This window comes from Micromonospora sp. NPDC002389, assembly GCF_040296095.1.
Lineage (GTDB): Bacteria > Actinomycetota > Actinomycetes > Mycobacteriales > Micromonosporaceae > Micromonospora.
The window spans coordinates 123,374-142,272 of the sequence record NZ_JBEOWP010000010.1; the positions used below are offsets into that span (position 1 = coordinate 123,374).

Consider the following 18,899-nt stretch of genomic DNA (forward strand, 5'->3'; position numbering starts at 1 on the left):
GTCCCGGGGCGTGACGGTCAGCCGGCGGCGTACGGGCTGACCGGAGCCGGGGACCACGGCCAGGGCACGTCGCGGAAGGCCGCCTCGACCAGCAGCGCCTCGACGCCGCGTAGGAACAGCTCGACCCGTTCCGCCGGGAAGTACCGGGTGTCGGCGGTGACGACCAACTCGATCGCGCCGGGCGCGTCGAGCACCTGGACCCGGCAGCGCCACGGGAACCGCGCCAACTCCGGCAGCCAGCGGAACTCGCTGTCGCCGACCATCGCCCGCAGCGCGGTCTCGTCCGGGCCCGCGTCCGTCGGGTCGACGTCGCGCCTCAGGCGGGCGTCGTTGAGGTAGCAGTACGGGGACAGGAAGGTCCGGTGGTCGTGGCCGAGGTCGGTGAAGGTGCGCTCCCAGACGGCCGGGTCGTAGTAGGCGTGCCGGTAGGCGTCCAGCGCTCCCCGCCGGGCCCGGGACAGCAGTTCGGCGAAGCCGGGTCGGTCGGCCAGGTCGAGCCGAGCGAGCCCGATCTGGTTGAGGGTGCCGACGGCGTCCTGGTGCCCCGGCTGGAAGCGGTTGCTGGCCATCACCACGATTCCGCAGGAGTCCTGCCCGCCGTTTCCGGTCAGCCCAGCGGCGGTCGCCGCCAGCAGCACGTTGGAGGTGCTGACGGCGTTACCGGTGGCGACCAGGCCCGCCGCGTGGTGGACGGCGCGGGAGACCAGCGACCCACGACGGTAACGCGGCGAGGCGCCGGAGCCGACCGGGTCGGAGAGGTTCGCCGCGAGGCCGGGCAACTGCCGTACCCAGTACGCGACCGCCCGCTCCGACCGTCGTCGTCCGGCGTCACGCTCCCGTCCGGCGAGGTCCACCGACTGGAGGCCGACCGGCGTGTCGAGCGTGCCGTGCCGCAGGAGCCGGCGCAGGTCACGCAGGACGACGTCGGTGGCGTGGAAGTCGACGGTGGCGTGGCTGAACACCAGCACGATCTGGCGTACCCGGTCGTCGACGGTGACCAGGGCGACCCGCAGCGGCCACTCGGCGACGTGGCCGAAGCGCGACGCGCGTAGCCGGGCGGCCAGCTCCGCCGCGAGGGCGCGGCCGTCGGGGTCGTCCACCGGTCGGGGTACGGCGTGCACGCCGACGGGAAGCCGTCCGGTGGCCGCCATCTCCTGGTGCACCTCGTCGTTCCGGCGACGGAACCGGGTGCGCAGCGATCCGTGCCGGGTGACAAGTGCGCCGAGCGCCCGCACCGCCTCGGGGACGGTCACCTCGGTCCGTGCCGACACGGCCAGGGTGCGGGTGAGGCTCAGCACTCGGTACGCCTCGGGGGACTCGAACTCCTCGACGGTCCGCCACATGGCGCGCTGCCCCCAGGTCAGCGGCGCGCTGGCGGCCCGTCCGGCCGCGAAGTCCGCGTACGCCGTCTCCTCGGTGCCGGACGGGACCGGCCCGGCGGGTGCGGTGGACGTCGACGACCAGGGCCACCGCACGTCGTCGAAGGCCGCCTCGACCAGCAACTCCTCCATGCCCCGGAGGAACGGCTCGACGGAGTCCATCGCGAGGTGCCGGGTGTCGACGGTGAGCGTGACGCCCACCGCGTCCGGCTCGTCCACGACGTGGGCCAGCAGGTGCCAGGAGGCCGCGTTCAGCCCGGCGGTCCAGGAGAAGCTGCTCTGGGCCGTGGCGGCCCGCAGCTCGTCCCGGGTCACCTCGGGTGGCTGGTCGAGGCCGCCGAGCGGCAGCCGGACGTCGTTGAAGTAGTGGTGCGGATGGAACGCCGTCTCGTAGTCGATGCCCCGCTCCTCGAAGGCGTGCCGCAGCGCGGACGGCTGGTAGTACGCGTGCCGCAGCCCGTTCAGCGACGCCGCCCAGACGCGGTGCAGCAGGTCGGCGAAGTGGGTGCACCCGGCCAGGTCCACCGCGCAGAAGCCGATCTGACCGAGGTTGGCGACCGCCTGCGCGTACTCGGTGCGGAACCGGTTGTGGGACATCGGGAAGAGGCCGGACAGTTCGTGTCCGGAGGTGCGGGCGGCCATCGCCTGGTAACCGGCGAGCAGCGCGGCGGAGACGCTGACCCGATGCCGGGCGGCGACCAGCCGGGCGGCCCTGTCGAGGGCGGAGGAGACCAGGACGCCCCGGCGCAGGTGCGGCTCCAGCCCCGGCCCGGCCGGGACCAGCGGCTGCCGGGGGAGCCGGTCGAACTCCCGCAGCCAGTACGCCACCGCCCGCTGCGAGCGCCGAGAGTCGGGCCCGTGCTGGAGCCGGGCCACGTCCGCCGACTGCGGTCCGGCCGGGGTGGGCAGGCCACCGCGCAGCAGGAGCAGCCGCAGGTCGCGCAGCACGATCTCGGCCGCGTAGGCGTCCACAGTGGTGTGGCTGAACACCAGCACGATCTGGCGTACCCGATCATCCACAGTGACCAGTGCGACCCGCAGCGGCCACTCGGCCGAATGGTCGAACGCGACGTCGGCGAGCCGCTCGGCGGCCCGTCGTGCGGCCTCTGCGCTGTCGCTGGTGCCGTCGCAGACCAGCAGCGGGAACAGCCCGGTCGGAGCGATCTCCTGGCGGGCCTCGCCGTCGGAGACCGGGAGCCGGGTACGCAGCGCGGAGTGGCGGCTGACCAGCGCACCCACCGCCCGGGTCGCGGTCGTCACGGCCACCCCGGCGCCGGGGGAGACCGACACGATCCGCCGCAGGTTGAGGAACCGGTGGTTGGAGCCGAACCGGGCGATCGAGCGCAGGAGGACCTGCTGGGCCCAGGTCAGCGGCGCCGTCCCGGCACCACCGCCGGAGAACTCGGCGTAGCGCAGCGGCTCTGACGCCCACTCGGCGGGGATCACCGTATCCGCGAATCGCATTCCCGACGGTACGACGGTCCGTTCCGCCGCTGGATCGATCGATCGAGTCTTACACAGTGGACCGATCAGCCGATCCACCCTGTGGGACGCGGGATGCAGACTACTGACTCCCGTCCGTCATCGGATTGAGGCATAGCGTGACGAACGTCGACGTGCCGGCCCGAGACACCACCGTCATCCCGAAGGCGACTCCGCCCGCCGGAACGCCCCGACTCTCCTTCGGCCAGGAACGGATCTGGTTCACCGAACAGCTCGTTCCCGGCACCGCCGCGTACCTCGTCCACTCGACCGTGCGGCTGCGCGGCCAGCTCGACGTCGAGTTGCTGCGGGCCGCCGTCGACGCGACCGCCGCCCGGCACGACAGCCTCCGCATGCGGTTCACCGAGAACGCCGACGGCGAACCCGCCGTGCACGTCGCCTCCGACGTACGGGTACCGGTCACCGTCACCGCCGTACCCGACGAGGCCGACGCCCGCGAGCTGGTGGCCACCTCGGTACGCACCCCGTTCGACCTCGGCGTCGCGCCCCTGGTGCGGGTGCTCGTCGTCCGGCTCGCCGACCAGGAACACCTGGTGCATCTGGCCATGCACCACATCGTCAGCGACGGCTGGTCCCTGACTCTGCTGCTCGACGAGATCGCCGCCACCTACGGCGCGCTGCGCGACGGCACGCCCCCGCCTCCGGCACCGGCCACCGGCTACCTGGAGTACGCAGCCTGGCAGCGGGACCGTCTCGACGGACCGGCCACCGGGGACGGGTTCGCCTACTGGACCCGGGCACTGGCCGACGTACCCGCGCTGGAACTGCCCACCGACCGGCCCCGTCCGGCCGTGCAGTCGTACGCCGGTGCGACCCACCGCTTCGCCCTCGACGCCGACCTCACCGACGGACTCCGTCGGCTCAGCCGCGCCCACCGGGCCACCCTCTACATGACCCTGCTCACCGGCCTGCAGGCGGTGCTGTTCCGCTACAGCGGCCAGCGGGACTTCGCCATCGGCTCGCCGGTCGCCGGCCGGGTGGTGCCGGAGCTGGAGAACCTCGTCGGTCTCTTCGTCAACACCCTCGCCCTGCGCGCCGACCTCTCCCCGGTCGCCGCGACCGCCGACGCCGGGACCGCCGAGCCCGCGACCACCGACACCGCCGCCGTCGAGCCCAGCTTCGCGACCCTGCTGCGACGCACCCGCACCACCGTCGTACGCGCCCTGGCCCACCAGGAGATCCCGTTCGAACGCCTGGTCAAGGACCTGAACGTCGCCCGGGACGTGAGCCGCTCCCCGGTGTTCCAGGTGCTGTTCACCCTGCAGAACTTCGCGCCCGGCGGCACGCGGTGGCCCGAGGACCTGCGCGCCGAGGGCGTCGGGACCGACGTGGCCAACGCCCGCTTCGACCTGTCGCTCTACGTCGGCGAGTCCGCCGACGGGCTGCGCGGCATGGTCGTCTACGACACCGACCTCTTCGACGCCGCCACCGTACGCCGGCTGACGGCCAGTCTCGCCACGCTGCTGCGCGCCGCCGTCGCCCGGCCGGACCTGCCCGTCGTCGACCTGGACCTGCTCGACGCGGACGAACGGGACCGGGTGCTGGCCCTGGGTCGACCCGAGCACGACGCGGTGGCCGGGGTCACCGGCGCGGCGACCACCCTGGCCGAGCTGATCGGCCCGCACGTCGCCGCCACCCCCGACGCCCCGGCGGTGGTCCTCGGCCCGGACGCGCTCACCTACCGGGAGCTGGACCGGCGGGCCAACCAACTCGCCCACTGGCTGCGGGGCCGTGGCGTCGGCCCGGACCGGCTGGTCGGGGTGCTGCTGGACCAGTCGGTCGACCTGGCCGCGACGCTGCTCGGGGTGCTCCGGGCCGGTGGGGCTTACCTGCCGCTGGACCCGGAGCAGCCCACCGCACGGCTGGGCCTGATGCTCGCCGACTCCCGCCCGACCGTGGTGCTGACCAGCCCCGACCTACGGGAACGGCTGCCCGCCGAGGCGACCACGGTCACCCTGGACGAGATCGCCGCCGAGATCGCGGCCCAGCCCGGCACCGCGCCGGAGACCGGCACCACCGGCGAGCACCTCGCGTACGTCATCTACACCTCCGGCTCCACCGGCACCCCGAAGGGGGTCGCCGTGGCACACCGGCAGGTGCTGCGCTACCTCGACGGTGTGGCCGAGCGGTTCGCGGTCGTCCCGGCCGCCCGGTACGGGCTGATGCAGTCGATGTCGTTCGACTTCAGCGTCACCCTCTTCTATCTGGCGCTGGCCACCGGTGGCGCGGTGCACCTGCTGCCCCGCCGGTGCACCGGCGCCGAACTCGCCGAGCGGCTGCGCACCGCGCACATCGACTACCTGAAGATCACCCCGTCGCACCTGTGGGCGCTGACCGCCGACGTCGAGCCGGGGGAGCTGCTGCCCGCCCGCGCGCTCGTCCTCGGCGGTGAGGCGTCCGAACTGGACCGGGTCGGCCCGCTCGCCGCCGCCGGTCCGGCCCGTGTGTTCAACCACTACGGGCCCACCGAGGCCACCGTCGGCGTCGCCACGTACGAGGTCACCGCCGACGCGCCGCCCAGCGGGCCGGTGCCGATCGGCCGGCCCCTGCCGCACGCCCGGGTGTACGTGCTCGACGAGCGGATGCGCCCCGTCCCGGTCGGCGTACCCGGCGAGCTGTACCTCGGTGGTGACCGGCTGGCGCGCGGCTACCTGCACCGTCCCGACCTGACCGGCGAGCGCTTCGTCCCCGACCCGTACGGTCCGCCCGGCGCGCGCCTGTACCGCACCGGTGACCTGGGCCGCTGGCGCGCCGACGGGCAGCTCGTCTTCCTCGGCCGTCGCGACCACCAGGTCAAGATCCGGGGCTACCGGGTCGAGCTGGGCGAGATCGAGGCCGCGCTGCGGGACTGCCCCGGGGTACGGCAGGCGGCGGTGCTGGTGCGCGACGACCGGCTGGTGGCATACCTGGAACCGACGCCCGACATGGCCGCGCCCGAGCCGGCCGCGCTGCGTCGGCGGCTCGCCGACCGGTTGCCCGAGCACATGGTGCCGAGCCGGTGGGTGTGCCTGGACCGGCTGCCGTTGCAGGAGCACGGCAAGGTGGACCGGCGGGCCCTGCCCGAGCCCGTCGACGACGGCCCGACCGGCGAGCGGGAGAGGCCGACCGGACCGGTGGAGACCCTGGTTGCCGACGTCTGGCGCGCCGTCCTCGGGGTGGCCGAGGTCGGTGCCACCGACGACTTCTTCGAGCTGGGCGGGCACTCCCTGCTGGCCACCCAGGTGGTGGCCCGGCTGCGTCGGGAGCTGCCCGACGTGGTCGACGGGGGCACACCGGTCAGCGTGATGGACCTGTTCCGCCACCGCACCGTACGCGAGCTGGCCCGGTTGGTCGCCGGGGACGGCCCGGAGGGCGGCGGGCTGCTGCACGAACTGACCCCGCCGGTGCCCGCCGCCGCCCGGGTCGCCACCCTGGTCTGCGTTCCGTACGGCGGCGGCAGCGCGGTGGTGTACCAGCCGCTGGCCGACGCCCTTCCGGTCGGGTACCGGCTGCTGTCGGTGGCCATGCCCGGGCACGACATCGGCCTGGCCGACGACCCGGCACCCGTCGCGGAGGTCGCCGCCGACGTGGTCGCGGAGATCCTGCACCGGGTCTCCGGGCCGCTGATCCTCTATGGACACTGCGGTCCCGGCGGGGCGCTGGCGGTGGAGGTCGCCCGTCGGCTGGAGGCAGCCGGCCGGGACCTGGAGGCGGTGTACCTCGGTGCGGTCTTCCCGTTCGCCCGCCCCGTCGGCGGCCTGCTCGGCCCGCTGCTGCGACTGCGGTTGGCCGAGCGGCTGCGTAGCGACCGGATCTACCGCACCTGGTTGCAGGCGCAGGGCACCTCCGTCGGGTCACTGGCACCGGACGAGGTCGCGTTCCTGATCCGCGCCATGCGGCATGACGCGGAGGTCTCCGAGGAGTACTTCACCGAGCTGATGCGGCAGCGGGTCGACCGGCTGCGCGCGCCGGTCGTCTCCGTGGTCGGCGAGCGTGACCGCAGCACCGACTTCCACGAGGAGCGCTACCGCGAGTGGCACTTCCTCACCGACCGCACCGCGCTCGCCGTGATCGACGAGGCCGGGCACTACTTCCTCAAGTACCGCGCCGCCGAACTGGCCGAGATCGTCACCGGCGTGCATCCGCACCTCGCCGCGCCACCGCCGTCCACCGCGCCACCGCCTGGACCCGGCGCGCCGGTCCGCGCCGAGCCGGTCCCGCCGCCGGCCGCCTCGCCGCGTGCGGACGGTGGGCAGCCCGCCTGGCAGCTCGCCGCCGTCTCCCACCGGGGACCGGACGGGCCCTCGGGTGGGAGCAGCGGTACGGCCACCGCGCCGCCGCCGAGCATGCGGCGCTTCGGGCTGGTCGCGGCCGGGCAGATCGTCTCCGGCATGGGCACCGCGCTGACCACCTTCGCCGTACCTCTGTGGATCTACACGCAGACCGGCTCGCTCGCCCGGTTCGCGCTCTTCGCGGTGCTCGCGTTGATGCCCGGCCTGCTCGTCGCACCGCTGGCCGGCGCGGTGATCGACCGCTTCAGCCGGCGGCGCGTCCTGCTCTGCGCCTGTGCCGCCGCCGGGGGCGGCAACGCGGCGATGGCCGTGCTGGTGCTGACCGACCTGGCCGAGGTGTGGCACTTCTACCCGTTCACCGCCTGGCTGTCGGTGGCGCTGGCGTTCCAACGGCTCGCGTTCGTCTCGGCGGTGCCGCAACTCGTGCCCAAGCGGTTCCTCGGCCACGCCAACGGCCTCGCCCAGACCGCTGTCGGCCTCACCCAGTTCACCGTCCCGCTGATCGCCGTGGCGTTGCTCCAAGCCGTCGGGCTGCGCGGCATCCTGCTCGTCGACGTGGCGTCGTACCTCTTCGCGATCGGTGTGCTGGCGGTGGTGCGGTTCCCGCGTACGCTCGCCCTGCGACGCCGCGAGAGCATCGGCGCGGAGATCGTCGCCGGGCTGCGGTACGCGCTGCGCCGCCGGGAGTTCCGCGCCATGCTGGCGTTCTTCGCCGCGCTGAACTTCTTCCTCTTCCCGGTGCTGTTCCTGCTCTCCCCGCTGGTGCTCGGCTTCGCCGACCTGACCGAGGTGGCGCGGATCGCGCTGACCGGCGGGGTCGGCGCCGCCACCGGCGGCCTGGTGATGCTGCTCTGGGGCGGCCCCCGCAAACGACGGATGCGGGCGGTGCTGCTCGGCACGCTCGGCATCGCGGTGGCCGCCGTGGTCACCGGGCTGCGGCCGAACCTGCTGGTCATCGGCCTGGGCGCGTTCGGCATGTACCTCGCGCTCGCCATCGTCAACGGCGTCTACAACACGATCATCCAGACCAAGGTGCCACCCCGGGTGCACGGACGGGTCTTCGCGCTCAACCAGATGGTGGCGCAGTCCACCCTGCCGCTGGGCTGGGGCCTGGTCGCCCCGTTCGCCGCCCGGGTGACCGAGCCGATGCTGCTGGCCGACGGCGTACTGGCCGGCACGGTCGGCGCGGTGATCGGGGTCGGGCCGGGGCGCGGCCACGGGCTGCTCTACGTGCTGTTCGGGCTCTGCATCGCGGTGACGGCGCTGGTGTCGCTGGCCACGCCGGTGCTGTCCCGCTTCGACGACGAGGTGCCCGACGCGCCCCCGGACGACCTGGTCGGCCTTGAGGAGCGCCGGGCCCGGTCGGCCGGTGCCGAGGTCGAGCGGGTGCCGGTCGCCGCGACCGGTGGGAAGGCGGCCTGAGGTGAGTACGGCGTCTGAGGGCCGGGCCGTCCCGCGTACCGTGCCCGAGCTGTTGGACTGGCGTACCGCCCTGCATCCCGAGCGGGTCGCGGTCGAGGTGCACGGGGTGGCCGCGCTGACCTTCGCCGACTGGTCCGCCGGTGCGGGTGCGGTCGCCACCGCCCTGTCGCGTCGCGGCCTGCGTCGCGGCGACCGCGTCGGCCTCTACTTCGGAGCCCGGGACTGGACCGGATTCGCCGTCGCGTACGTCGGGGTGCTGCGCGCCGGTGGCGTCGCCGTGCCGCTCTCCGACCGACTCGCCGCCGGGCAGCTCGGTCACGCCCTGGAGCACTGCGCGGCCACCGCCGTGCTGCACGGCGACGACACCCCGGCCCCGCCGGTGCCGTCCGGCCTGCCGGTCTGGTCCTGCGCCGAACTGTTGGCCGAGCCATCCCGGGACGGCGCGTCGGTCGCCCGACCCGGTGACCTCGCGCAGATCCTCTACACCTCGGGCACGACCGGACGACCCAAGGGAGTCGCCGCCAGCCACGCCAACCTCACCGCCGGTGCTCCGCACCATCCACGCCGGCTGGCCCTGGCCCACTCGGAACGGTTCCTGCACGCCTTCGCGATCGGCACCAACGCCGGGCAGACCATGTTGCTCAACGCGCTGACCGCGCAGGCCGCCGCACTCACCCTGCCCCGGTTCACCCCGGCCCGGTTCGCCCGGCTGGTCGAGGCCACCGGGACCGGCACCGTCTTCGTCGTCCCGTCGATCGCCGTCGAGCTGCTCGACTCCGGTGCCCTGCGCGGGCGGGACACCAGCGGTGTACACCTGATCGGCTCCACCGCCGCGTTCCTCGCACCGGCGGTCGCGGCCCGGCTCGCCGAGACGTTCCCGCAGGCCACCATCGTCAACTACTACACCTCCACCGAGGCGGCACCGGCCCAGACCACGATGATCTGGGACCCGTCCCGGCGGGACGCGGTCGGTCGGCCGGTCGGCGGTCAGCTCATGGTCGCCGACGCCGACGGCAATCCGCTGCCCGCCGACATGACCGGCGACGTCTGGCTGCGCGCGCCCTTTCCCCGCGCCTACTACCGCGACGAGGCGGCCAACCGGGCCACCTTCCGCGACGGATGGGTCCGCATGGGCGACGTCGGCCGGATCGACGCCGACGGCTACCTGTACCTCACCGACCGGCACCAGGACGTGATCAAGACCGGCGCGTTCAAGGTCTCCACTCTGGAGGTCGAGGCGGCGCTGCACGAGCATCCCCTGGTCGCCCAGGTCGCCGTCGTCGGTGTCCCGCATCCGGTGCTCGGCTTCGCCGTGGCCGCCGCCGTGGTGCCCCGACCACAGACCGAGCCGGGTGGCCTGTCCCTGCCCGTGCTGCGGGGATTCCTCGCGGATCGGCTGGCCGACTACCAGTTGCCCGCCCGGCTCCTGCTGCTCGACGAGTTGCCCCGCAACGAGGGCGGCAAGGTGCTCAAGCGGCGACTCACCGAACTCTTCGAGAACTGACCACCACCAGCACAACCCTGGGAGCAGATGTGGGCACCGTCGAGGCGACCTCCGCACAGCACGCCGTCTGGTTCACCGAGCGGGCCGGGGCCGCCGGCACGGCCTTCCACATGGCATTGGGCGTACGGTTCGGCGCCGCACTCGACCGTCGGGCCCTCGTCGCGGCCTGCGCCTCGGTGACCGACCGGCATCCGATCCTCGCGGCCAGGATCGCCGTCGACGACGACGGCACCCCGCACCTGGCACCGGCCGACAGCCGTCCGACGGTCGGCTTCGGGGAACTGACCGACGCCCGGGTGACCGAGGAGATCGCCCGGGCGTACGACCTGACCGCCGGACCGCTGGCCCGGCTCACCCTGCTCACCGCCGCCAACAGCACGCACCTGCTGCTCGTCACCGCACACCACCTGGTCTTCGACGGCATGTCGAAGGACATCCTGGTCCGGGACCTGGCCGCCGCGTACGCCGCCGCCCGCGACGGCACCACCGTGGACCCCACACCCCGACCCGACGAGTACGCGGGCCTCGCCGCCGCCGAACAGCAACGCGTCGCCGTCGACCTGCCCGACGCCCGCGACCACTGGGCGCGGCACTGGTCCGGCCCCGGCGACGTGGTCCTGCCCGGCCTGCGGCGGCTGCCCACCGGCGCGGAGCCCGGTGTCGCCGTACCCGTGGACCTGCCCACCGACCTGGTGCAGGGGCTCGACCAGACCGCGCGGTCGCTCGGGGTGACCCGCTTCGAACTGCTGCTCGCGGTGCTGCACGTGCTGCTCGCCCGCTACGGCAACCGGGGCACCCCGGTCGGGGTGGCGCTCTCCACCCGCACCCCCGACCAGGCCGACCGGATCGGCCTGTTCGTCAACGAACTGCCCGTCACCGCCGACCCGCCCGGCGGGACGTTCCGCGCGTACGCGCACACCGTCCGGGCCCGCCTGCGCGAGGTGTACCGGTACCGCGCGGTGCCGTTGGCCCAGGCCGTCTCCGGCCTGCGTCCGGCACCGGCGTCGACGCCGGTCAGCATCGGCTACCGGAGACGCGGCACCGCACCGGTCTTCGCCGGGGTGGCCAGCGAGGTCGACTGGACGATGTTCTGCGGTGCCGCCCGCAACGCGCTGCACGTCCAGGTGGTGGACGCGCCCACCGGCCTCACGGTCAGCCTCCAGCACAGCCCGGCGGCGATCGACACCGCCGCCGTATGCCGTATCGGGGCACACCTGCGCACTCTGCTGGCCGCCGTGGTCGCCGATCCCGACCGACCGGTGGCGCAGCTGCCGCTGCTGACCGCCGACGAGTTCGACCAGGTCACCCGGGCCTGGAACGACACCGCCCGGGCGTACCCGGCCGACGCCACCGTGCCGGCCCTGTTCGCCGCCCGGGTCGCCGCGGACCCGGACGCGGCGGCCGTGGTCGACGGTGACCGGACGCTGAGCTACGCCCAGCTCGACACCGCCGCCGCGCGACTCTCCGCACTGCTGCGCCAGCGGGACGTCGGTCCGGGCTCGGTCGTCGCGGTCGCGTTGGACCGTTCGTGGGAGGCGGTGGTGACCATGCTGGCGGTGTGGCGCTGCGGGGCCGCCTACCTGCCGGTCGACCCCGGCCACCCGCCGGCCCGCCAGCAGGCCGTGCTCGCCGACGCGGCCCCGACGCTGGTGGTGACCGGTGTCGCCGCGCCGGACCCCGCCTGGCCCACGCTCGCCCTCGACCAGGGCGACCTGCGCGACGCCCCGACCACGCCCGTCGCCGGCCCGCCGCCCACCGCCGACGATCTCGCCTACGTGCTCTACACCTCCGGATCGACCGGACACCCGAAGGGCGTGGCGGTGCGCCACGGGTCGCTGGCCAACCTGCTGCTCGGCGTCCGCGACCTGCTGGGTGGCGGTCCGACGCACCGGTGGCTGCACCTGACCTCGCTGTCGTTCGACATCTCCACGGTGGAGGTGTTCCTGCCCCTGGTCACCGGCGGCACGGTGGTCGTCGCCTCGGACGTCAGCGCCCTGGACGGCGCGGCTGTCCGGCGGCTGATCCGCACCGCCGGTGTCACCCACGCCCAGGCCACCCCGTCCGGCTGGCGGGTGCTGCTGGAGGCCGGCCTCGGTGACCCGACCGAGTCGGCGGACGGGGACGTCCCGCTGGTCGCGGTCACCGGCGGGGAGGCGTTACCGGTCGCCCTCGCCCGGGAGCTGCGGTCCCGTACCGCACGCCTGATCAACGGGTACGGTCCGACGGAGGCGACCGTGTACGCGACGATGGCGGAGATCCCGGCCGACCCCGACGAGGTCACCATCGGCCGACCGCTGCCCAACGTCCGGGCGTACCTGCTGGACGAGGCGGGCCGGCCCACGCCCGTCGGGCTCCCCGGTGAGCTGCACCTGGGCGGTGCCGGGGTAACCGTCGGCTACCGGGGACGTGACGACCTCACCGCCGAGCGGTTCGCCCCCGACCCGTTCGGCGCGCCCGGCGACCGGCTCTACCGCACCGGTGACCGCTGCCGGTGGCTGCCGGACGGACGGATCGAGTTCCTCGGCCGCGCCGACGACCAGGTCAAGATCCGGGGGCACCGGATCGAGCTGGGCGAGATCGAGGCCCGGCTGCTGGAGCACCCCGAGGTCACCGCCGCGGCCACGGTGCTGCGGCGCGACGGCGACGAGCCCCGCCTCGTCGCGTACGTGGTGACCCGGCCGGCTGCCGTCGCGGAGCCGGCCGGGTTGCGTCGGCACCTGGCGTCGAGCCTGCCGACGGCGGTGCTGCCCACCGATTACGTGACGCTCGACCGGCTGCCGCTGAACCCGAGCGGCAAGGTCGACCGCGCCGCCCTGCCCGCACCGGCACCCCGCGACGCCGTGACCGGCTCGCGCGGCGGCGCGGGGACCGACTCGTCCGGCGGCGCGGTAGCCCAGGCGCCTGGCGGCGCGGGGACTCGGGCACCCGGTGGCGCGGAGGGCGACGGTGGTGACGATCCGGTGGTGGCGCAGCTTCGGCTGATCTGGCAGGAGGTGCTGCGGATCCCCGACATCGGTGTGCACGAGGACCTCTTCGACCTCGGCGGACACTCGTTGACGGTGACCCGGATCAGCGGCCGGATCCAGCAGCGGCTCGGGGTCGAGGTGCCGCTCGACGCCTTCTTCGACACCCCCACCATCGCCGAGATCGCCGACATCGTGCGGCAGTCCGGAAAGGAGTTCTGATGACGGCCGACCCCGAACTGCGGGCCCGGATCGCCCAGATGGTCAGCGAGGCCACCGCAGGGGAGGTCGAGGCGGCCGACCTCCTCGCCGGCGGGTCCATGATCGCGTTGGGCGTCGACTCCCTCGGACTGCTGCGCCTGGTCGACGCGATCGAGCTGGAGTACGGCGTCGAGGTCGAGCTGACCGGCGCCGGCCGTCGCCTGGACACCCTGGACGACCTCGTGGCGATGCTGGCCGACGCCGGGCCGTGAGCCCGGCCTCGATTCACACGGTCAGCACGAGCTTGCCGAGGGTGTGCCGGCCGACGAAGTCGGTGAGCGCGCGTACGCCCTCGGCGAGTGGGTACCGGCGGCCGACGGTCGGCGTGAGGGCGGCGACCTCGCGCATCCCGCCGAACCGGCCCTCCACGTCGAGCACCAATTCGAAGCGCACGTCACGGCGGTCGAGGAAGGCCGGATCCGGCTGGGGAAAGGTGATCGTGTAGAGCCGTCCACCGGGCCGCAGTGCCCGTCCGACCCGCTGGAGGCGGTCGCTGGGCAACACCAGGTTGAACGCCAGGTCGACCTGGTCCGGGTACTCGTCGGCGTAGTCGATGACCTCGGTGGCGCCCTTCGCTCGCAGCAGTTCCGCGTCCGGCGGGCGGCCGGTGGCGATCACCGTGGTGCCGGTCAGTCTGGGCAGCAGGGTGGTGCCCACGCCGCCGCTGGCCCCGACGACCAGGACGGTCTCCCCGGGCTGCGGTGCCGCGGTGGCGAGCAGGGCCTGGACGGTGAGGCCGACGGTCGGCAGCGCAGCGGCCTCGGCGACGTCCAGCGCCGCGGGCCGGTGCGCGAGGAACGGCGTGTCCGCCTCGAAGACGGCGTACTCGGCGAGGGTGCCGGTGGTCAGGCTGGGCCGGCCGGCGCCGACCATCGCCCGCAGCGCCCGGGGCACGGCGTGCCCGAACACCTCGTCGCCCACGTGGTACGCCTCGACGCCCGCGCCGACCTCGCTGACCGTTCCGGCGAAGTCGTTGCCGAGGACGTGCGGGAAGGTCAGCTCGGCGGCGCCTCGAAAGTCACCGGCGGGTAGCCGTACGTCCATCGGGTTGATCGAGGCGGCGGCGATCCGTACCTGGATCTGCCCTGGCCCCGGCCGGGGGATCGGCATGTCGGCGACGGTGAGGTGTTCGGGTGGCCCGTATCCGGTGGCGACGACAGCTTTCATGATCCCCCCGTTCGGCAGGGTGGCCCGAAGCGGACCGCACGGTCAGGTTAGTGATAAACGGACCGCGCGGTCAACTTGTAGGCTGGGTCGGTGACCGCCTCGATCCGACCGCTCCGCGCCGACGCCGCGCGCAACCGGGCGTCGCTGCTGGCGGCGGCGGAGGCGGAGTTCGCCGAGCGCGGCCCGGACGCGTCGGTGGCCGACATCGCCCGGCGGGCCGGCGTCGGTAAGGGCACCGTGTTCCGCCACTTCCCGACCAAGGACGATCTGCTCGCGGCGGTGGTGCTCGACCGGATCGACGGGCTCGCCGAGTTGGCGCGGCGGCTCGGGGGCGCTTCCGACGCCGGTGCCGCACTCCTGGAATTCCTGGACGCTGCGGCGAGTCGGCAGCAGCAGTTGGACCTGTCGTTCCTGCGTGAGTCCGGCGCGCTCAACGAACAACTCGCCGAAGCCCGAGGACGTCTCTTCGTCGAGATCACCGCCCTGGTCGAACGCGCGCAGGCGGCGGGCGCGGTCCGGCACGACATCACCGGGACGGACGTGATCCTGCTGATGTGCGCGCCGAGTCACGTCGTCAGCTTCGTGCCGCAGGCGTCACCGGAGCTGTGGCGACGTTATCTGGCGATCATCTTCGACGGGCTCGGGCCGAACGGTGCCCGGCCACTGCCCCAACCGCCGCCGGACCCGGTCTCGGGGGAACTCCACCACCCCCGCTGAGCGGTAAGCCCTGGCACCGGGCCGTCGCGGACCCGGTGCCAGGGACACCTGCACTCAGCTCGCCGTGCAGGTCGGTGTCGGCGCGCTGGGCGTGCCGGTGGTGGAGCCGAGGAAGCCGAAGGTGGTGCTGGCCCCGGCGGCCAGCGTGCCGTTGTAGCTGACGTTGCGTGCGGTGACCGCCGAGCCCTGGCTGGTGACGGTCGCATTCCATGCCTGGGTGACCGTCTGGCCACCGGCGAACGTCCAGGTCACCGTCCAGCCGCTGATCGCCCGACTGCCGGCCGTCACCCGCACCTCGCCCTGGAAGCCGCCGGACCACTGGCTGGTCACCGAGTACGTGGCGGTGCACCCACCACCAGCCGGCGGGGGAGTGGTCGGCGGGGGAGTGGTCGGGGGCGGAGTGGTCGGCGGGGGAGTCGTCGGCGGGGGCGTGGTGGGGCCGCCCCAACCGGCGGTCGAGTCCAGCCAGGCCGCCCGGCGCAGCATCCAGTCCCGCATGACCTGCACCTGGCCCTGCCAGGTGGGGGCGGTCGGCGTGACGAAGAAGCTGACCATCCGGGTGGTCAGGTTTGGCCAGCGCTGGAAGTTGCGCTGCGCGCCGTTGGCCAGGGGTGCGCTCAGGGTGTTGATCCGGGCCTGCAACGACGCGTCGGAGAGCAACCCACGGCGCAGCGTCTGCCAACGCTGCCGCACCTCGTTGACGAAGGCCGGATCCCGCAGCAACTGGGTGAACCAGTCGTTCGCCACCGGCTGTCGGACCTGCTGGTGCTGCCAACCGGCGGTCTGGTCGTTGGCGAAGAAGCCGCCCACGCTGAAGCTGAGGTCGTAGTCCCAGAGCGGACCGGCGAAGATCTTGGTGTCCCGGTCCTTGTAGAAGTACGCGCTGCGGACGTACGAGTCCATCTCGCGGCTGAGCTCGTTGAGGATGAGCTGGTCGATGAAGGAGTTCACGTCGATGTACGCCCGATAGCCGCTGACCGGGTCGGCGAAGTTCGGTGCGCGTAGCACGTTGTGGAACTCCTGGAGGTGGTTGCGCAACCAGTCCCGTTGCTCCGGCTGCAACGGCGACGGGTCGGCCACCTCCAGGTAGTTCCAGCAGGTCGCGGCCGGGCCGGTGCACGGCAGGATCGGTTCCTCGGCGGCCATCCACTCGAACTTCCAGATGTAGCCGCCGGTGATCCTCGGCAGCGTCCGGTCGTCGGCGCGCAACTGCTTGAGGTCGAGCCGGTTCTTGGAGTTCTTGATCGTTTCGACGATCATGTAAACGCCCATGTAGTCGTTTGCCCCGACCGGCCCGGCGTCGGTGTTCAGATAGAACTCGGCGAAGGCGTAGCGCGGGGCGGGCAGGCCCATCTCGCGACCGAGGTCGTAGACGAACGCCTCCCGGATCAGCGCCTTGTCGGTGAACGGTCCGCGCAGCACCCAGTCCGAGTCGGCCGGCATGCCCAGCACCGGGTAGTCCGCGTCGTCGTCCTCGTTGTCCCAGAACTCGAGGCGGAACGGCGTCTTCTCGAACGTCGCCGAGGACTGGCCGCGCAGGCGGAACCCGGCCCGGGTGGCCACGGTGGGCGCGGCGGCCAGCGAGGTGGTGCCGCCGCCCGGTTCGAAGATCATCGTGGTGGCGTCGAAGTACTCCCGGTCGGGCCGCCCGGCGCCGTACGAGTCGATCAGGACCACCGGCAGGTCGTGGGCGGTGGTGGTGTTCTGGGCGACGTACATGGCGGTGCCCGGTGCGCCGGACGCGGTCTGCCCGACGAACGCCTGGGCCCGCAGTTGGGTGGTCCGGGTGAAGCGCAGCGCGGTGCCCGAGTAGAGCGGCGACTGCGCGGTGGGCAGGTTCCCGTCGGTGGTGTAGCGGATCTGTGCGCCGCTGACGGTGGTGCTCAACGCCACCGTCACCGCGCCCTGGAAGGTGCCGCTGGGCACCGAGAAGCCGATGTCGCCGACCAGGTCGTCGGCGGCGGCGGAGGCCGCGACGGTGGCCGCCGCCTCGGCGGCGCTGGAGATGGCGGCGCCGGCGGTCGGCTCGGCCCCGGCGGGTGACGGTGAGGGAGCGAGCAACCCGGCGACCAGTACGGCGACGGTTGCGATCGCGGCGGTGCGCAGTGGTGCCGCCGCGGTGCGGACGGTCAGACGCACGATGCCTCCTGAACGGATCGGTGGGGGGTGGTGGTCGGTGCGGTGCCCACCGGTGCGAAGCCGCCCTGGAAGTGCCGCCGCAGCGTGCGTCGCCACGGTGAATCCGGCAGGTCCGGACGGAGGGCGGCCAGACCGGTGGCGTACTTGGAGATGCGGACCGGACGCAGCCCGGCGCGCCAGAGCAGCCGGTCCGCCTGCGTGGCGGCGGAGCCGGTCTTGGTCTCGACCACCGCCAGGTCGGGCAACCGGAGGACGAGGTCGCCGTCCTGCCAGGTCAGGCCGGTGTCGATGGTGACCCGGCTGGCGGTGGCCGGCAGCAGCAGCGTGGTACGCCGGTAGCCGGTGACCAGGACCGGTCCCAGGCTGCTGCCGGCGGCGGGCGCGACCGCCTCGCGGACCAGCGCCTCGTCCACGAACGCGCGGCCCGGGTCGACGGTGGCCCGGTGCTGCGGCTGGTAGGGCAGCCGGTGCTTGGTGATGCTGCCGCGCGCCCCGCTGATCTTCACTTCCAGCCAGCACTGGGCGGAGTCGAGGTAGGTGCGGGTCCGCACCTTGAACCGCCGCCGTCGCCGGTAGGCCGCGCAGTGGTAGCTGGCCAACAGAGGGGTGTCGAAGTAGACCGACTCGTAGCGGAAGCTGCGCTCCCCGTCGATCTCCAGCACCTGCGCGTACGCGGTGAGTCGGTCCAGCAGGTCGGGCAACGCGTGGACCGGCACGACGTACTTGCGGTCCACCCTGGTCTGCAGGGCCGCCTGCCCGAGGACGTCGGCGAGGCCGACCGGGGTCATCGCCGAGACGACCGGGATGACGGACGCCCCGCTCACCGCTGGGCTCCCGCCGGTGCGGCGGTGCCGGCCGGGGACACGGTGCTGGCCCGGCCCTTCACCGAGTACCGGACGTCCACCACGGTGGTCTCGTTGACCAGGTCGAGTCGTTGCACGGTGACGACGTGCACCCGGCCGCCGAGGAGCTGTTCCAGTTGCGCGACGAGCGCGAGATGGTCGGTGACGGCCGAGTCGAGCACCAGGATCTGGTGCCGGTAGTGGCGCAGCACCCGGGGATGGTCGCCGAGGAACATCACCACCAGGATGAGACCCATCAGCCCGGCGCTGAGCCAGAGCTGGGTGGTGCTCAGCGCGCCGAGGATGCCCAGCGCCAGCGCCGAGAAGTAGTACGCGACCTCGTGCTGGTCCAGCTCGGTCGAGCGCAGCCGGATGATGGACAGTACGCCGAACAGGGCCAGGCCCAGGCCGAGCCCGGCGCCGACGTTGCTGGCGCTCAGGGCACTCGCCACCGCCAGGACGCCGACGTTGACGCCCAGATAGGCGACGACGAGATCGCGGCGGCGGTGCCGGGGGAAGTAGAGCCCGAAGACGAGCAGTGCCACCGCGCCGATGTCGATCGCGAACAGGATGAGCTGCGACATCTCGTACGTTCCTCCTGGGTCGCCACCGCGCCGGCCGGCGACCGTCCACGGCACCTCCGACGCACCGTGCAGGACCAGCCGAACGCCTCTGAAATTTCCGGTGAACTTGCGGGAAGTAGTCCGGGAATATTAGAACGAAATATCGAA

9 protein-coding genes and 2 pseudogenes are annotated in these 18,899 nt (G+C 73.3%); 5 read left to right on the forward strand and 6 right to left on the reverse strand.

What is annotated here, in order from left to right:
* Positions 1-17 precede the first annotated feature (17 nt).
* Positions 18-2,843 (reverse strand): condensation domain-containing protein, encoded by a 2,826-nt coding sequence (locus ABT008_RS20295; RefSeq protein ID WP_350697782.1) that lies wholly within the window; start codon positions 2,841-2,843, stop codon positions 18-20.
* A gap of 137 nt (positions 2,844-2,980) precedes the next feature.
* Between ABT008_RS20295 and ABT008_RS20300 the strand changes: the two genes are divergently transcribed.
* From ABT008_RS20300 to ABT008_RS20315, 4 genes are read left to right on the forward strand one after another with little or no spacing between them, the layout of a single operon-like run.
* A complete protein-coding gene (locus tag ABT008_RS20300) occupies positions 2,981-8,575 on the forward strand; it encodes a non-ribosomal peptide synthetase/MFS transporter (protein ID WP_350697783.1) in 5,595 nt (1,864 codons plus the stop codon).
* A gap of 1 nt (position 8,576) precedes the next feature.
* Positions 8,577-10,079, forward strand: a complete 1,503-nt coding sequence (locus ABT008_RS20305) for a class I adenylate-forming enzyme family protein (RefSeq protein WP_350697784.1) — start codon at positions 8,577-8,579, stop codon at positions 10,077-10,079.
* Positions 10,080-10,108: 29 nt separating this feature from the next.
* Positions 10,109-13,264 (forward strand): non-ribosomal peptide synthetase, encoded by a 3,156-nt coding sequence (locus tag ABT008_RS20310; protein WP_350697785.1) that lies wholly within the window; start codon positions 10,109-10,111, stop codon positions 13,262-13,264.
* Positions 13,264-13,515, forward strand: coding sequence for a phosphopantetheine-binding protein (locus ABT008_RS20315; protein WP_350697786.1), 252 nt, complete (start codon positions 13,264-13,266; stop codon positions 13,513-13,515). The genes ABT008_RS20310 and ABT008_RS20315 overlap by 1 nt, the downstream gene beginning before the upstream one ends.
* A 13-nt stretch (positions 13,516-13,528) precedes the next feature.
* Here ABT008_RS20315 and ABT008_RS20320 read toward each other — a convergent pair whose 3' ends face one another.
* The gene (locus ABT008_RS20320; protein WP_350697787.1) at positions 13,529-14,470 is read right to left on the reverse strand and encodes an NADP-dependent oxidoreductase; all 942 of its coding nucleotides are present in this window, start codon (positions 14,468-14,470) and stop codon (positions 13,529-13,531) included.
* A gap of 90 nt (positions 14,471-14,560) precedes the next feature.
* Here ABT008_RS20320 and ABT008_RS20325 point away from each other — a divergent pair, with 90 nt between their 5' ends.
* The gene (locus ABT008_RS20325; protein WP_350697788.1) at positions 14,561-15,187 is read left to right on the forward strand and encodes a TetR/AcrR family transcriptional regulator; all 627 of its coding nucleotides are present in this window, start codon (positions 14,561-14,563) and stop codon (positions 15,185-15,187) included.
* Between the two features lie 54 nt (positions 15,188-15,241).
* On the opposite strand, the pseudogene ABT008_RS30495 reads toward ABT008_RS20325, so the two are convergent.
* The 4 genes and pseudogenes from ABT008_RS30495 to ABT008_RS20345 all read right to left on the reverse strand — a co-directional run.
* Positions 15,242-15,625: pseudogene (locus tag ABT008_RS30495) on the reverse strand (cellulose binding domain-containing protein); the annotation flags it as partial.
* 36 nt (positions 15,626-15,661) lie between these two features.
* Positions 15,662-17,422, reverse strand: a pseudogene (locus ABT008_RS30500) (CotH kinase family protein); the annotation flags it as partial.
* On the reverse strand, positions 17,317-18,150 hold the full coding sequence (locus tag ABT008_RS20340; RefSeq protein WP_350697789.1) for a polyphosphate polymerase domain-containing protein: 834 nt from the start codon (positions 18,148-18,150) through the stop codon (positions 17,317-17,319). The pseudogene ABT008_RS30500 and the gene ABT008_RS20340, both read right to left, overlap by 106 nt.
* Positions 18,147-18,752 (reverse strand): DUF4956 domain-containing protein, encoded by a 606-nt coding sequence (locus ABT008_RS20345; protein ID WP_350697790.1) that lies wholly within the window; start codon positions 18,750-18,752, stop codon positions 18,147-18,149. The genes ABT008_RS20340 and ABT008_RS20345 overlap by 4 nt, the downstream gene beginning before the upstream one ends.
* Between the last annotated feature and the right edge of the window lie 147 nt (positions 18,753-18,899).

Bases quoted from the DNA above. Each gene is read 5' to 3' on its own strand.
- ABT008_RS20295 (WP_350697782.1), bottom strand. From the start codon at position 2,843: ATGCGATTCGCGGATACGGTGATCCCCGCCGAGTGGGCGTCAGAGCCG.
- ABT008_RS20315 (WP_350697786.1), top strand. From the start codon at position 13,264: ATGACGGCCGACCCCGAACTGCGGGCCCGGATCGCCCAGATGGTCAGC.
- ABT008_RS20320 (WP_350697787.1), bottom strand. From the start codon at position 14,470: ATGAAAGCTGTCGTCGCCACCGGATACGGGCCACCCGAACACCTCACC.
- ABT008_RS20345 (WP_350697790.1), bottom strand. From the start codon at position 18,752: ATGTCGCAGCTCATCCTGTTCGCGATCGACATCGGCGCGGTGGCACTG.